Genomic DNA, 14,940 nt, shown 5'->3' with positions numbered 1-14,940 from the left:
CTTCTACCGCTTTATCGGCAAAATCGAATGACACATCTTGAGATACCCAACAATATCTTTAACTAAGGGAAACGGGAGCCTCCATGCCGGACATCCAGCTGCTCCCGGAGATCGCGGTCTACTTCGGCTGCACCATTGACGATCTCTTCGACCTGTCGGAGCAGACACAGTTTGAGCGGATCGAGAATATGCTTGCCATGCAGGAGGTGCTGAGCACCGAAGAATTCCGCCAGGCCGAGGGGTTTTTGAAGGGAAAACTCAGCGGGAAGGAGCACAAGAGCGACGCGCTGCGGCTCCTGGCCGGCCTGTTCAATCACAAGGCCGACGAGCTGAGAAAAACAGCGGAATTCTACGCAAAGGAGGCGCTGGAGCTGGCGCCGGAGGTGAAGGAAAATCACAACAATCTCCAGCGGGCCCAGGAGGGGACCATCCCGGATTGGGACATGGCGAACCACAGCAGGCGCATCGCATACTATCAGCAGTTTGTGCGGAAAAATCCCGGATATCTGGGGGGATATCTGTGGCTGCTGGACGAGCTGATCGCAGATCAGCGCCTGGAGGAGGCCTCGGAAGTCTGGGAGACCGTGAGAGGGTTGGATCACAGCTGCCGGGTGCCCTACTATCAGGGCAAGATCGCCTGGCAGCGGGGCGAGCATCAAAAGGCGGAAGACATCTGGCGTCAGATGCTGGAAGATTATAGCGGCGACTGGCTGGCCTTTGCTAACATGGCGGATGCCATGGCGTACGCCTGCCGCTATGACGAGGCGATCCGGTACTATAAGCGTGCCCAGGAACTGCAGCCGTCCCCCAAGTATACGGACGCCCAGATGACCGCCGCCCATATCTATGAGATACAGGGGAAATACGCCGAAGCGGTGGAGAGCCTGGAGGAGGAGCTGGAGATTCTGAAGCATGAATGGGGCGTAACAGAAGGCCGGGAAGTGGAGCACATTCACCGAGAAATGGACCGGCTGCACAGAGCCATGTCCCATAATGCCACGGATTGATTTTTTACCATGAAAGAGCCTGCCGCGAAACTTTGGTTCCGCAGCAGGCTCTTCTACTTTTATAGCATCAGTTCTGATTTGGAGTTACTGCTGATTTGCCGCCTCCAGCATATTCTCCGCCAGGATGCCGTAGCCCTGGGTGGGGTCGTTGACCAGCACATGGGTCACCGCGCCCACCAGTCTGCCGTTCTGGAGGATGGGGCTGCCGCTCATGCCCTGGACGATGCCGCCTGTGGCCTCCAGCAGCCGGGGGTCCGTGACCTTGATCATCATGTTCCTCGGGTCATCGTCGTTCTCGGGATAGATGCGGGTGATCTCCACCGTGTACGCCTCCACCTGGTCCCCGGCGATGTTGGAGAGGATGGTGGCCTCACCCATCTGGACCTGGTCCCGGGTGGCCAGTTCCACCGGCTGGATGCCTTCGGCCAGTCCATCGTCGGTCAGACGGCCGAAAATTCCCTGCTGGGTGTTGGCATAGAGTTCGCCCATGTCCTGGGAGACCTGAAAAGCCCCGTGGAGTTCGCCGGGATTGCCCGATTCGCTTTTTTTTACATCGGTCACTTCGGCGTACATGATGGACCCGGAGGACAGAGGCATCAGCATTGCGGTGTCCACGTCGCTGATGCCGTGGCCCAGGGCACCGAAGACGCCGGAGGCCGGGTCGTAGAAGGTCATGGTGCCGATGCCCGCCATGGAGTCACGGATCCAGGCGCCCAGCTTGTAGGTGCCGTCGGTGCTGCACTGGACGGCCTGGACGGTCATCTGGAGCTGCTTTTCTCCCCGGAGACAGCGGATGCTCATCTGCCTGTCTCCCACCTCCTGGAGGATCTCACGCACCTCCTCGATGGTGTCCACTTCCTCGCTGTTGATGTGGGTGATGATGTCGCCCTCCTGCAATCCGCAGTCCTTGGCAGGGGCCTGGGCCCCCTGCTGGGTGGCGATCTCCGAGAGCCCCACCACCAGGACTCCGTCGGAAAAGAGCTTGATGCCCACCGCGCGGCCCAGCGGGATCACTGTGCGCACCGTTTCAGCGGACGGCTGCTGCGCTCCGCCGCCAAAGCTCCAGGCCTCCAGGGCCGTCTCTCCCGGCCCGGCCGCCGCCGCAGGCGCCGGGGCAAGGGAGAGCAGTCCGGCCGCCGCCAGGCAGACGGCCAGAAGCCGCAGCGCAGCCGTCCCGCGCTGCCCCCGTTCTTCCTCCTTCATAAAACCACCTCTCTGATTCAAAATAAAAAACCGGCGGACGTCACAGCGCCGCCTCTTTTAATATGACCCCATTTTGCGCAAAAACAGCCCGCTTCCGCTGCCAAAGTCACACAGCGCTGGATGCCGGGAACTGCCAATGCCCGCAGCGCGGGCACTTTGGAAAGCGTATGCCCCAGCATCTGTGAAAATTCCAAAATGTACGGCCTGATCCAGCCGGGCGGCGGAATATCGGTCCGCGCCGGGGAGAAGTGAAAAAGAGAGGATATTTCATTGATAGAAGCTGAAAAACAGAAAAAAATAAAAAAACCGGCAGGAATCAGAGAGAATTGCAGGGACGGGGCGGAGACGGAGCCCGGCCTGGGACCGGGCAGCACCGGAAAAAGCGCCGCTAAAAGTACCAATTAAAGCGGGAATATTTATGGCAAAAAGACCTTGGCGGGGGCTATAATGCAGACAGAAACCGGCGGGAAAGGACAAAAAACGGGACGGAAGGGCCCGGAGAGACGCGTTCCGCCGGAGACAGACCTGACGGCAGAGAGCACACGGAGGAACCGGCCATGGAACAACAGGCAGGCCAGGGCGTTGACTGCGCCTTTGATTGGAAGACGGCCAAGGAGACGGCGGAGTCCTTTTCCGCCGCCTGCGGCGTCAGCTGCGCCGTTCTGGACGGGGAGGGCGGCGTGCTGTTCAAGGCCCGGGTGGGCTGTGAGGGCTGCGAGGCCTGCCGCGCCCAGGCAGCGCGGCGGGGCGTGCCCGCCTCCTGCGACAAGCTCCACCTGTACGGCGCGGCCCAGGCGGAGCGATTTGGCGGGCGGTATATCTACTTCTGCCCCTCCGGCCTGGCCTATTTCGCCTCCCCCATCATGGTAGGGGGGCAGGCGGCAGGGGCGCTGGTGGGCGGCCCCGCCCTGATTATGGACATAGAGGACTATCTGGCTGGTGATCCTGGGGTGTGGCAGGGGCTTTCCCCGGAGGAGATGGCGGAACTGTGCGGGGCGCTGGAGTGCGCTCCCGCCATGGAGCCCGCCCGGCTGTCCCACATGTCGGCCCTGCTCTTTGCCGCAGCGGTGTGCGTGGGGGACAACAGCACCGCTCTCCTGGCCCACCGGGAGGCGGCCGCCCAGCAGCAGGACATCGGCGTCTACATCCAGCAGCTCAAGCAGAAAGGGGCGTCGGGGCGGTATCCGCTGGACAAGGAGCGGGAGCTGGTCCAGGCCATCACCGAGGGGGACCAGGCCACTGCCCGGCGGCTGCTCAACGAGCTGCTGGGGCACATCCTCTTCTCTACCGGCGGGGACTTCCGCCTCATGCGGGCCAGAGCGCTGGAGCTGATGGCGGTGCTCTCCCGGGCGGCGGTGGACGGCGGCAGCGACCAGGATACGATCCTGGACATGAACTGCCGGTACCTCAGCGAGATCGACCGCCTGCGCACGGCGGAGGACCTGGTGCTGTGGCTGACCCGGGTGACCGAGCGGTTCGTGAGCTCGGTGTTCTGCCTGGTGGACGTCAAGCACAGGGATATCATCTATAAGGCCATTGAATACCTCAAGCGGAACTGCCGGGGCAAGCTGACCCTGGAGGACACGGCGGGCCATGTGGGGCTGTCGCCGTCCTACTTCAGCAGGGTGTTCAAGGAGGAGATGGGGGAGAGCTTCAACAGCTACCTCAGCGCCCTGCGGATTTCCAGGAGCCGGGCCATGCTGCTCAATACGGACGCATCCATTGCGGAGATCTGCGACAGGTGCGGATTTGACGATCAGAGCTATTTTACCAAGGTGTTCAGAAAGTATACCGGTGTGACACCGGGCCGGTTCCGGGAGCGCCGGGGCCGTCTGGAGGCCGAAAAGGAGCGGCCCGGAGAGGGGAGAAGGAGAGAACGGGCATGAGTGTGCTCAGCGAGATTTCCGGGGCAATGCAGCGGGGGAAGGCCAAACTGGTGCGGGAGCTGGTGGCCCGGGGCCTGGAGGAGGGCCGTTCTGCCGGAGAACTTCTGGAGGGCGGCCTGATGGCGGGGATGGACGCGGTCGGGGCGCGCTTTCAGCGCAACGAGATTTTCGTGCCCGAGGTGCTCATTGCCGCCCGGGCCATGAATGCCGGGATGGAGCTGCTCCGCCCGGAGTTCTCTGGGCGCGGGCCGCAGATGCCGGGCCGGGTGTGCATCGGGACCGTGAAGGGAGATCTCCACGACATCGGCAAGAATCTGGTGCGCATGATGATGGAGAGCAAGGGCCTCCAGGTGGTGGACCTGGGGGTGGACGTGGAGGCGGAGACCTTTGTCCGGGCCGCTGTAGAGCAGGACTGCGGCATCATCGCCTGCTCCGCCCTGCTGACCACCACCATGCCCGTCATGGGAGAGGTGGTCCGGCTGGCCCGTGAGGCGGGCATCCGGGGCAGGGTGAAGATCATGGTGGGCGGCGCCCCGGTGACCGGACAGTTCTGCCAGTCCATCGGCGCCGACTGCTATACCGCCGACGCGGTCAGCGCCGCAGAGGCGGCCGCCGGAATGCTGGGGTGACAAGACAGATAAAATCGCCTCCGGGAATTTTAATTCCCGGAGGCGATTTTTTATATATCTTGCTTTGAGTTAAGAGACGTTGTTCAGGCGTACTTCTTCACCACAGCGGCCATGTCGTCCCAGGCCTTCTCCATGTCGGACACCAGCTTGAACTGGGTCCGGCAGCGGTCCAGGTTCTGGCTCTCCCGATGGGTGGCAAAGTAGTGGTCGCCCTCCAGGTAGTCGGTGAGGAAGCGGATGCCGCACTCCAGGGTCATCAGCTTGGCGCCCCAGGGCAGGTACTCCAGCTCGGCGGGGGTCAGGCTGCCGGCGCAGCCGGCCAGGAAGCCCCGGGTGTAGGACTCGAAGAGGCCCAGGTCGAAGTTGACCTTGGACAGGTCCTGCTCATCCTCGGCGGAGTGGTTGGCGCCGAAGCGGATGGAGTCGCCGAAGTCGTTGATGGCCAGGCCGGGCATAACGGTGTCCAGGTCGATGACGCAGATGCCCTTGCCGGTCTTGCGGTCGATGAGCACGTTGTTGAGCTTGGTGTCGTTGTGGGTGACCCGCAGGGGCAGCTTGCCCTCCCGCAGGGCGGACATGGCCACGGAGCAGTCGGCCTCGTGGGCCATGACAAAGTCGATCTCAGGCTGCACGTCCTTGGCGCGGCCCATCACGTCGGCCTCCAGGGCCTTCTTGAAGTTGGCCAGCCGGTTCTCGGTGTCGTGGAAGCGGGAGATGGTCTCGTACAGGGTGTCGGCGGGGTAGTCCTTCAGCTGGTGCTGGAAGCGGCCGAAGGCCATGGCGGAGGCCTCGAAGAGCTCGGGGGTCTCGGCGGCCTGGAGGCACACGGTGTCCTCGATGAAGGGGAACACACGCCAGGCGCGGCCCTCGCTGTCGGTGTAATAGCTCTTGCCGTCCCGGGTGCGCAGCACGGTGAGGGTCTCACGGTCCGGGTCGCCGCCCTCGTCGGCGATGACCTTGCGCAGGTAGTCGGTGACGCCCACGATGTTGGCCATCAGCTGGTCGGGGCGGGAGAAGGCGGCGTTGGACACCCGCTGGAGGATAAAACGCACGCAGTCGCCCTCGGCGGGCTGGACGTGGACGCAGAAGGTGTCGTTGATGTGGCCCTTGCCGAAGCGGACGGCGCCCACCAGGGGCGCGCCGAAGTCATAGGCGGCCAGGGCTTCCTGAAGATGCAGTTCAGCGGTATTGGCCATGGTCTCTTATACCTCCCAAAGTTTCTCGGGGTACAGGCCGGACTCGGTCATGGACCGGATGGCGGCCACCACCACGGGCTTGTCCTCCTTATAGGTCACGCCGTACCACTTGTCGTGGCTGCGGAGCACCTCCACCCGGGCCTTGCCCTCGGCGATGAGCTGGCTCACCACGCTGGGCAGGAAGTACTCGCCCTTGATGGGGTTGTTCTTGAGGGCGTCGTCCAGGAAGGCGGGGAAGCGCTTCCAGGCCTCATCCAGGTAGCTGCGGGTGAAGCCCCACAGGTTCATGGACACGATGGTGTCGCCGGGCAGATCGGTCCAGGTCTTGCCCTCGTCCTCGGTGTACCGGGGGCAGGTCTCGCCCTTCTCGATGCGGGTGCGCTCAGTGACGCTCACCAGCTCGTGGTTCTCGTTCTCCACGCACACGCCCCGGGCCACGTGGCCGTTCTCGGTGACGGTGTTCTCCAGCAGGTAGCCCACCATGGCGTACTGGTACACGCCGTCCTTGTCGGGGTGGTCCACCAGGTAGTTGTAGATCTCGCGGAAGCCCTCGGGGCCGTAGTAGTCGTCGGCGTTGATGACGGCGAAGGGGCCGTCCACCACGTGCCGGGCGGCCAGGGCGGCCTGGGCGGTGCCCCAGGGCTTCACCCGGCCCTCGGGGACGGAGTAGCCCTCGGGCAGATCCTCCTTGAGCTGATAGGCGTACTTCACGTCCATCACCTTGCTCAGCCGGTCGCCGATGCCGGCCTTGAAATCGGCCTCGATCTCCGGCTTGATGACAAAGACCACGGTCTCAAAGCCGGCCCGCTTGGCGTCATAGATGGAGTAGTCGATGATAAGCTGGCCGTGAGCGCCCACAGGGTCCAGCTGCTTGAGACCGCCGTACCGGCTGCCCATGCCGGCGGCCATGACCACGAGAACAGGTTTCTTCATAATCAAAACGCCTCCTCAATAACCTTGTTTCCACACTGATTTCTCCCCCGCGGGGAGGTGAGGGCCTCAGCCCTTGTAGCCGTTGGGGTTCATGGACTGCCACTTCCAGCTGGAGGCGCACATCTCCTCGATGCCGTACTGGGCCTTCCAGCCCATCTCGTTGAGGGCCTTGGAGGGGTCGGCGTAGCACTCGGCGATGTCGCCGGGACGGCGGGGGTCCACCACGTAGGGCAGGGTCTTGCCGCAGGCCTTCTCATAGGCGTGGAGGATGTCCAGTACGGAGTAGCCCTTGCCGGTGCCCAGGTTGCACACGAACAGGCCGCAGTTGGTGGCCAGCTTCTTCAGCGCGGCCACATGGCCCTTGGCCAGGTCCACCACATGGATGTAGTCGCGCACGCCGGTGCCGTCGGGCGTGGGGTAGTCGTTGCCGAAGACGTGGAGCTTCTCCAGCTTGCCCACGGCCACCTGGGCGATGTAGGGAACCAGGTTGTTGGGGATGCCGTTAGGGTCCTCGCCGATGAGGCCGGACTCGTGGGCGCCGATGGGGTTGAAGTACCGCAGCAGGGCCACGTTCAGGGTGGGGTCGGCGGCGCACACGTCGGTGAGGATGCGCTCCAGGAAGAGCTTGGTGGTGCCGTAGGGGTTGGTGGTACCGCCGGTGGGGAAGTCCTCCCGGATGGGCACGGAGGCGGGGTCGCCGTACACAGTGGCGGAGGAGGAGAACACAAAGTTCTTCACGCCGTGGCGGCGCATGGCGTTGAGGAGCACCAGGGAGTTGACCAGGTTGTTGGTGTAGTACTCCAGGGGCTTCTGGACGCTCTCGCCTACGGCCTTCAGGCCGGCGAAGTGGATGACGGAGTCAATGTCGGGGTACTGGTTGAACAGGGCCTCCACCTCGTCGGGGTTGCACAGCTCGGCCTTGACGAAGGGGATCTTCTTGCCCACGATTTTCTCCACCCGGCGGATGGACTCCTCGCTGGAGTTGCACAGATTGTCGGCCACCACGATGTCGTAGCCGGCCTGGATGAGCTCAACACAGGTGTGACTGCCGATGTAACCGGCGCCGCCGCTGACCAGAATAGACATAAAAATCGCTCCTTTTCCTTTATAATAATGTCTGACCGCTAAAACGTACAGGGTTGCTGTTCCAAGCGCTCAATACTTCTTTCACTGTCCCCATTGTAATCGCAGGGAGGGGAAAATGGAATAGACAGTTCCCCACAATATTTATACAAAAGGGTTGCATGTTCCGGCGAGGTACACGATATTTGCAGAATCGTCCACAATCACCCTCCCGTCACCGTCCGCCGCCGCCGGGACGGGTCTTGCCTGCCAGGATCTTCACGCTGGAGGCGTACTCGCTGGGGGTCATGCCGGTGACCTTTTTGAAGTGGCGGGAGAAGTAGTAGATGGACTGGTAGCCCAGGGCGGCAGCGATCTCGGTGAAGTTGCGGCTGCCCTCCCGGATCATCTCCTTGGCCCGCTCGATCTTCAGCTTGCCGAAGAACTCCATGGCGCCTCCGCCGGTGTGCTCCCGGAAGATCTGCTGCAGCCGGCTGCGGCCCACCAGATTGTCCCGGCACACCTCCTCCAGGGTGAGGCTGCGGCCCAGGTTGGCGCGCAGGTAGTCGGTGACCTTGCCGAAGAGCTCCTCCCGGCCCCGGGTGCGGATCAGGCTGGCGGGGGGCGGCGGGGCGGCTCCGTCCCGCCGGAGCAGGGAGATGAGCAGGCCCTCAATGGCGGCTCCCAGCAGCTGCTCGGCGCCGAAGGGGGCGTCCGGGCTGCGCTCCATGGCGGTGGTGGTAGGATCGTCCAGGGGCGTGGAGAAGGCGGCGGAGCCCTCCTCCACGATACGGGCCATCAGCGCCCGCTCAGGGTCGCCGGCGGTGTCCACCCGGCCCACAAAACGGGCCATGTCCGGGCCGTCGCAGTAGAAGCTGACCACCACCAGGTTGGGCGCCGAGGTGCCGGTGGCCCGGAGAGCATGGAATTCGCCGGGGGCGTGGAAGATGAACTGGCCCCGGACCAGACGCAGCTTCCGGTCTCCCGCCAGCACGTCCAGCTCCCCCTTGTCTACATAGAGGAACTCCCAGAAATCATGGCATTCCCCCTCAAAGTAGTAGTCGCTGGAGTATTCAAAGTAGTGTACGGTCACCACCCGGTCCACCTGGATGGGCCGGTTGAGCGTGACAGGGTGAAATGGCATGAAGCATTACCTCCCGGTGGATTAGGCTATGATGAAGTGCGCTGCAGTTTGGACTGCCTGCGGTACTCCATGGGACTTACTCCCTCCAGCTTGCGGAAGCTCTGGGAGAAATAGCTGGGCGAGGAGAAGCCCAGCATGTGGGAGATCTGGCTCAGGGAGTGGTCGGTGTCGCTGAGAAGCTGCTTGCTCTCGGCGATTCTCCGGGAGATCAGATAGTTGATGGGGGAGATACCGAACTCCTTTGAAAAGGTATGGACCAGATAATATTTGTTGACGTGGGCCACCTCGGCCAGCACGTCCAGGGACAGGCTCTCCTTAAAATGACTGTCAATATACCGCCGTACAGTAACGCATTCCTTGCTGGTGCGGGTGCCGGGCGTGGCGGGGGTGAGGGAGAAGTCCGTCCGACGCATCAGCCGCACCACCAGCACCTCCAGCAGGTCCTGGCACACCAGATCGTAGCCGCTGGCCTTGTTCTCGATCTCCGAGAGCATGGCACGGAGATAGTAGAGGGTGTCCTCCCGGCCGCCGCCGCAGTTGACGAGGCGGTAGCGGTCGTCTCCGTTCTCACCGGCGGCAAACTCCAGCCCCTCCACACCCATGACGATGTACTCCAGCGGGCTGGCGTTGAAGCTGACCTCGGTGTGCTCCACATTGGGGTTGACGATGATCATATCATCCACAGCCACCGAGAGGGTGAGCTCCTCGATACGGAATTTCCCCATGCCGCCCACCACATAAAAGATCTCCGTACAGGTATGGGTGTGGAGCAGGCTGTGCCAGTCGCCGCCATACTTGGCAGTGCTTACATATAAAAGACGGGTAGAGGAGCGATCCAGCGGAGCCACGCCGCCCTGACCCAGATCATATCGGCTGTTGCTCAAGAAAATCATCTCACTTTGGCACTTTAATGTAAATTTATAAATATTGCGCTAGAAGTACTATAAGTTGTATTCTATTATAAAGCACGGCTCCGTATTGTGCAATGTGAAAAAATAATTTTTTTATACACCCCTTTAAAATGTTTAAAATTTTTGAATGATATTGTGGAACCGGTTCACCACATACAGTAAATATTGTGTTTATGCACAAAAATAGCGTCCTATTTTTGATCTTACTATCAAAAATACATTAAAAAGCAATATACATAAAATTGAAGACAAGAATAACGTTGATATCCTGACTGGAAACTGTATACTAGAGCTATCGAGAGGTGAACAAACACCTCGCAAACGCTCAAAAGGGAAACTTTATTAGGAGGTTATAAGGAAATGAAACTGAAGAAGCTCACAGCTCTCGGCCTGACCCTCGCGCTTTCCGCCTCGCTCCTTGCCGGCTGCTCCAACAGCACTCCCGGCGGCACCAGCAACACTCCCGCTCCCAGCGGCAGCCAGTCCGGCGGTGAGACCACCGGCGAGACCATCAAGGTGGCCGCCATCGAGACCAGCTACGGCACCGACGTGTGGCAGAAGGTCGCCGACGCCTTCACTGATCAGACCGGCATCAAGGTCGAGCTGACCGTGGACAAGAAGCTGGAGGACGTCATCGGCCCCGCCATGCAGGGCGGCGAGTACCCCGACGTGATCCACCTGGCCACCGGCCGTGAGGCTGGCCTGACCGAGCAGTTCATCAAGGACCACAACATCGCCGAGATCACCGACGTGCTCTCCATGACCGTGCCCGGCGAGGACGTGACCGTGGGCGACAAGATCATCCCCGGCTTCGTCAACGACAGCTCCATCACCAACCCCTACGCCGACGGCAAGACCTACCTGGCCCCCATGTTCTACTCCCCCTGCGGCCTGTTCTACAACAAGGGTCTGTTCGAGGAGAAGGGCTGGGAGGTTCCCACCACCTGGGACGAGATGTGGGAGCTGGGCGACAAGGCCGCTGCTGAGGGCATCTCCCTGTTTACTTACCCCACCACCGGTTACTTTGACGCCTTCTTCTATGCTCTGATGTACGAGGCCGGCGGCGAGGACTTCTTCTTCGACGCCACCCACTACGCTGAGGGCATCTGGGATACCGACGCTGCCAAGACCGCGTTCGACACCGTTGCCAAGCTGGCCACCTACACCAACCCCATCACCCCCGCCCAGGCCAACGATCAGGACTTCACCCAGAACCAGCAGCTGGTCCTGGACAACAAGGCCCTGTTCATGCCCAACGGCACCTGGATCGTGGGCGAGATGGCTGAGGCTCCCCGCGCTGACGGCTTCGAGTGGGGAATGACCGCTCTGCCCGCTCTGACCGAGGGCGGCGACCGCTACAGCTACACCTTCTTCGAGCAGATGTGGATCCCCGCCGGCGCTGAGCACATCGACGCCGCCAAGCAGTTCATCGCCTTCATGTACAGCGACACCGCCGCTGACCTGTTCGCCGATGCCGGCGCTGCTCAGCCTGTCACCGGCATCGTGGACCAGCTGACCGGCGACAACCAGATCTTCTACGGCATCTACGACGACGGCGCCAAGGCCGCTCTGGGTTCCTTCGCCTCCTACAAGTCCGTGGCCGGTCTGGGCACCGTCCGCGAGGTCTTCTTCGATCCCGTGAACTCCCTGGTGTCCGGTTCCATGAGCGAGCAGGAGTGGATCGACAGCATCAAGGCCGCCAGCGACCAGATGCGCGCCAACCTCCAGTAATCATCTTTGAAAACAACTGAATAACCAGTATTCAGGAGAGCGGGGGGACGATGAGTAGCAGGCTGCTCATCGTCCCCTTTGCTCTCCAGTGTGTGTTGCTGCGATTCCGGCCGGAGCCGGCGCAGAAAGGAGCTGAGCGTGTGAAAAAGAATAAGGGACGCAGCCGATTTGTTGCGCTGTGCGTGGCCCCTGCAGTCATTCTCTTTGTGATCTTCATGATCATCCCTACCATCAACGTCTTCCGCATGTCCCTCTTTGAGAGAGGCGCCTATTCCCCCACGGAGACCTTCGTGGGCTTTGCCAACTTCCAGGCCCTCATCAACGACTCCCTGTTCATCCGTTCCATGCAGAACACCATCCTGCTCATCGTGGTGGTCACCATGGTGACCTTCGCCTTCGCGCTGGTGTTCGCCGGGATCCTCACCCGGGAGAACGTCAAGGGCAAGAACCTGTTCCGGGTGATCTTCTACATCCCCAACATTCTCTCCGTGGTCGTTATCTCCGGTATCTTCTCCGCCATCTACAAGCCCGAGAACGGCATGTTCAACAGCCTGCTGTCCATGATCACCGGCCAGACTGTGACGGTGCTCTGGAAGGATGAGCCCCTGGTCATGGTGAGTATCATCATCGCCATGGTGTGGCAGGCCATCGGCTACTACATGGTCATGTACATGGCCTCCATGGCCAGCGTGCCCCAGAGCCTGTATGAGTCCGCCAGCCTGGACGGCGCCGGCCGGGTGAAGCAGTTCTTCCAGATCACCATCCCCCTGATCTGGACCAACATCCGCACCACCCTCACCTTCTTCATCATCTCCACCATCAACATGGCCTTCCTGTTCGTCAAGGCCATGACCTCCGGCGGCCCCAACGGCGCCAGCGAGGTGGCCCTGAGCTACATGTACGGACAGAAAGACGCCGGCCTGTACGGCTACTCCATGGCCATCGGCGTGGTGGTCTTCCTGTTCTCCTTCGCCCTGTCGGCCCTGGTGAACCGTGCCACCAAGCGTAAGCCGCTGGAATTCTAAGAGAGGAGGGGACTTTGATGAAAGAAAATCGTGCTGGCGAAAAGCTCTATAAAGTATTTATCTATGTGGTCCTGATTGCCCTGGCCGTGTGCATCCTGGTGCCTGTGGCGTGGGTGTTCATGGCCTCCATCAAGGAAAACAGCGAGTTTTACGGCAACCCCTGGTCCCTGCCTCTGGGCTTCCACTGGCAGAACTTCGTGGACGCGTGGAACACGGCCAAGATGGGCGACTACATGCTCAACTCCGTCATCGTCACTGCCCTGGCCCTGGTCATCCTGCTGGTGGTGGCCCTGCCTGCGGCCTACTGCCTGTCCCGGTTCCACTTCCGGGGCCGCAAGTTCCTGAACACCGCCTTTATGGCCGGTCTGTTCATCAACGTCAACTACATCGTGGTGCCCATCTTCCTGATGCTGCGTGACGGCGACACCTTCCTGAAGAACGTGTTCGGCAGCGGCTTCCTGCTCAACAACATCGTGGTGCTGGCCATTGTGTACGCAGCCACCGCCCTGCCCTTCACCATCTACCTCCTGTCGGGCTACTTTGCCACCCTGGCCCATGACTATGAGGAGGCGGCCTACATCGACGGCGCCGGCTACGGCAAGACCATGATCCAGATCATCTTCCCCATGGCCCAGCCCTCTATCGTGACCATCGTCCTCTTCAACTTCCTGTCCTTCTGGAACGAGTACATCATCTCCATGACCCTGATGAGCTCCGCCAACGGCGCCAAGACCCTGCCCGTCGGCCTGCTGAACCTGATGCAGGCCCAGCAGTCTGCGGCCCAGTACGGTATCATGTACGCCGGCCTGGTGATGGTCATGCTGCCCACCCTGATCCTGTACATCTGCGTTCAGAAGAAGCTGATCCAGGGCATGACCGTGGGCGGACTGAAAGGTTAAGGTGAGCATATGAAATTCTGGAAAGAGCACATGCCCCTGCGGGTGAGCCTGATCGCGATTTTTACAGTAGTAGGCCTGATCCTGGTGGTTGCCGGCTGGAAGATGACCGGAGAGCTGGCCGGCCTGGGCATCATGCTGGTGGGCCTGGTGCTGCTGCTGACCGCCCTGCTGCTGTACAACAAGCCCTTCGAGGAAGCAAAGGACAAGACCAAGAAACCCAAATAAGCGGAGGAAAAACATGAGCGAATTTGATCGGAAGCACGGGCGGGTCACCATCCCCACGGACGTGGACGTGGTGCCCGAGACCCTGGAGATACTGAAGCGTTGGGGCGCTGATGCCATCCGTGACTGCGACGGTACGGACTATCCGGAAGAGCTGAAGAACGTGGACGCTAAGGTGTACTCCACGTACTACACCACCCGGAAGGATAACGCGTGGGCCAAGGCCAATCCCGACGAGGTGCAGCAGTGCTACATCATGAGCGGATTCTACCCCGCCACTGAGGATACCCTGTCCATCCCCCTGATGAAGGGCATCAGCGACGAGCTGATGAAAGTCAACACCCGGGACGACATCAAGCGCTGGTGGGAGGTCATCGACCGGACCAGCGGCGAGGTCGTGGACACCGCCAACTGGGACTATGACGAAAATACCGGCTGCGTGGTCATCAAGAACGTGGAGAAGTATCACGACTACACCGTGAGCTTCCTGGCCTACCTGATCTGGGACCCCGTCCACATGTACAACGCGGTGACCAACAACTGGCAGAACTTCGAACACCAGATCACCTTTGACGTGCGCCAGCCCAAGACCCACAAGTTCACCATGGAGCGCCTGCGCAAGTTCATCGCGGAGCACCCCTACGTGAACGTGATTCGCTACACCACCTTCTTCCACCAGTTCACCCTCATGTTTGACGAGCTCAAACGGGAGCGGTACGTGGACTGGTACGGCTACTCCGCCTCCGTGTCCCCCTACATCCTGGAGCAGTTCGAGAAGGAAGTGGGCTACAAGTTCCGCCCCGAGTACATCATCGACCAGGGCTACTACAACAACCAGTACCGGGTGCCCAGCAAGGAGTTCAGGGACTTCCAGGCCTTCCAGCGCCGCGAGGTGGCCAAGCTGGCCAAGGAGATGGTGGACATCACCCACGAGCTGGGCAAGGAAGCCATGATGTTCCTGGGCGACCACTGGATCGGCACCGAGCCCTTCATGGACGAGTTCAAGACCATCGGCCTGGACGCGGTGGTGGGCAGCGTGGGCAACGGCTCCACCCTGCGCCTCATCAGCGACATCCCCGGCGTGAAGTACAC

At 61.2% G+C, this 14,940-nt stretch carries 14 protein-coding genes; 8 read left to right on the top strand and 6 right to left on the bottom strand.

Annotation, left to right across the window (positions count from 1 at the left end):
• The first annotated feature begins 83 nt into the window (after nt 1-83).
• Nucleotides 84-1,007, top strand: coding sequence for a tetratricopeptide repeat protein (locus Q0K23_RS11695; protein WP_294522424.1), 924 nt, complete (start codon nt 84-86; stop codon nt 1,005-1,007).
• Nucleotides 1,008-1,091: 84 nt separating this feature from the next.
• Here the strand turns inward: Q0K23_RS11695 and spoIVB are convergent, their stop codons facing one another.
• Complete coding sequence (spoIVB, locus tag Q0K23_RS11690; RefSeq protein WP_294522423.1) at nt 1,092-2,210, bottom strand: SpoIVB peptidase; 1,119 nt, start codon at nt 2,208-2,210, stop codon at nt 1,092-1,094.
• Nucleotides 2,211-2,767: 557 nt separating this feature from the next.
• Here spoIVB and Q0K23_RS11685 point away from each other — a divergent pair.
• Nucleotides 2,768-4,096: a helix-turn-helix domain-containing protein gene (locus Q0K23_RS11685; RefSeq protein WP_294522419.1), complete on the top strand. Its 1,329-nt coding sequence runs from the start codon at nt 2,768-2,770 to the stop codon at nt 4,094-4,096.
• Nucleotides 4,093-4,725, top strand: coding sequence for a corrinoid protein (locus Q0K23_RS11680; protein ID WP_294522417.1), 633 nt, complete (start codon nt 4,093-4,095; stop codon nt 4,723-4,725). Before Q0K23_RS11685 ends, Q0K23_RS11680 begins: the two co-directional genes overlap by 4 nt.
• Nucleotides 4,726-4,808: 83 nt before the next feature.
• Here Q0K23_RS11680 and Q0K23_RS11675 read toward each other — a convergent pair whose 3' ends face one another.
• The 5 genes from Q0K23_RS11675 to Q0K23_RS11655 form a co-directional block, all read right to left on the bottom strand.
• A complete protein-coding gene (locus Q0K23_RS11675) occupies nt 4,809-5,921 on the bottom strand; it encodes a phosphotransferase enzyme family protein (protein WP_294522414.1) in 1,113 nt (370 codons plus the stop codon).
• A gap of 6 nt (nt 5,922-5,927) precedes the next feature.
• The gene (locus tag Q0K23_RS11670) at nt 5,928-6,854 is read right to left on the bottom strand and encodes a sugar phosphate nucleotidyltransferase (protein ID WP_294522411.1); all 927 of its coding nucleotides are present in this window, start codon (nt 6,852-6,854) and stop codon (nt 5,928-5,930) included.
• A gap of 66 nt (nt 6,855-6,920) precedes the next feature.
• Nucleotides 6,921-7,940 (bottom strand): UDP-glucose 4-epimerase GalE, encoded by a 1,020-nt coding sequence (gene galE, locus Q0K23_RS11665; RefSeq protein ID WP_294522408.1) that lies wholly within the window; start codon nt 7,938-7,940, stop codon nt 6,921-6,923.
• Nucleotides 7,941-8,151: 211 nt separating this feature from the next.
• Complete coding sequence (locus Q0K23_RS11660; protein WP_294522405.1) at nt 8,152-9,060, bottom strand: AraC family transcriptional regulator; 909 nt, start codon at nt 9,058-9,060, stop codon at nt 8,152-8,154.
• Between the two features lie 26 nt (nt 9,061-9,086).
• A complete protein-coding gene (locus Q0K23_RS11655) occupies nt 9,087-9,953 on the bottom strand; it encodes a helix-turn-helix domain-containing protein (RefSeq protein ID WP_294522402.1) in 867 nt (288 codons plus the stop codon).
• Between the two features lie 378 nt (nt 9,954-10,331).
• Here Q0K23_RS11655 and Q0K23_RS11650 point away from each other — a divergent pair, with 378 nt between their 5' ends.
• From Q0K23_RS11650 to Q0K23_RS11630, 5 genes are all read left to right on the top strand, one after another.
• Nucleotides 10,332-11,702, top strand: a complete 1,371-nt coding sequence (locus Q0K23_RS11650; protein ID WP_294522399.1) for a carbohydrate ABC transporter substrate-binding protein — start codon at nt 10,332-10,334, stop codon at nt 11,700-11,702.
• Between the two features lie 140 nt (nt 11,703-11,842).
• Nucleotides 11,843-12,727 carry a carbohydrate ABC transporter permease gene (locus Q0K23_RS11645; RefSeq protein WP_294522396.1) on the top strand — a complete coding sequence of 295 codons (885 nt, stop codon included), beginning with the start codon at nt 11,843-11,845 and terminating at the stop codon, nt 12,725-12,727.
• A gap of 17 nt (nt 12,728-12,744) precedes the next feature.
• Nucleotides 12,745-13,626 carry a carbohydrate ABC transporter permease gene (locus Q0K23_RS11640; RefSeq protein WP_294522394.1) on the top strand — a complete coding sequence of 294 codons (882 nt, stop codon included), beginning with the start codon at nt 12,745-12,747 and terminating at the stop codon, nt 13,624-13,626.
• 9 nt (nt 13,627-13,635) lie between these two features.
• Nucleotides 13,636-13,851 (top strand): DUF6903 family protein, encoded by a 216-nt coding sequence (locus Q0K23_RS11635; RefSeq protein WP_294522391.1) that lies wholly within the window; start codon nt 13,636-13,638, stop codon nt 13,849-13,851.
• Nucleotides 13,852-13,864: 13 nt separating this feature from the next.
• A partial coding sequence (locus Q0K23_RS11630; protein ID WP_294522388.1) for a 1,3-beta-galactosyl-N-acetylhexosamine phosphorylase N-terminal domain-containing protein occupies nt 13,865-14,940 on the top strand: 1,076 nt, incomplete at its 3' end.

This window comes from uncultured Pseudoflavonifractor sp. (assembly GCF_944387275.1).
GTDB lineage: Bacteria > Bacillota > Clostridia > Oscillospirales > Oscillospiraceae > Pseudoflavonifractor > Pseudoflavonifractor intestinihominis.
The sequence above is the reverse complement of the archived record's forward strand: the minus strand, read 5'-3'. Positions and strand labels throughout refer to the sequence as shown.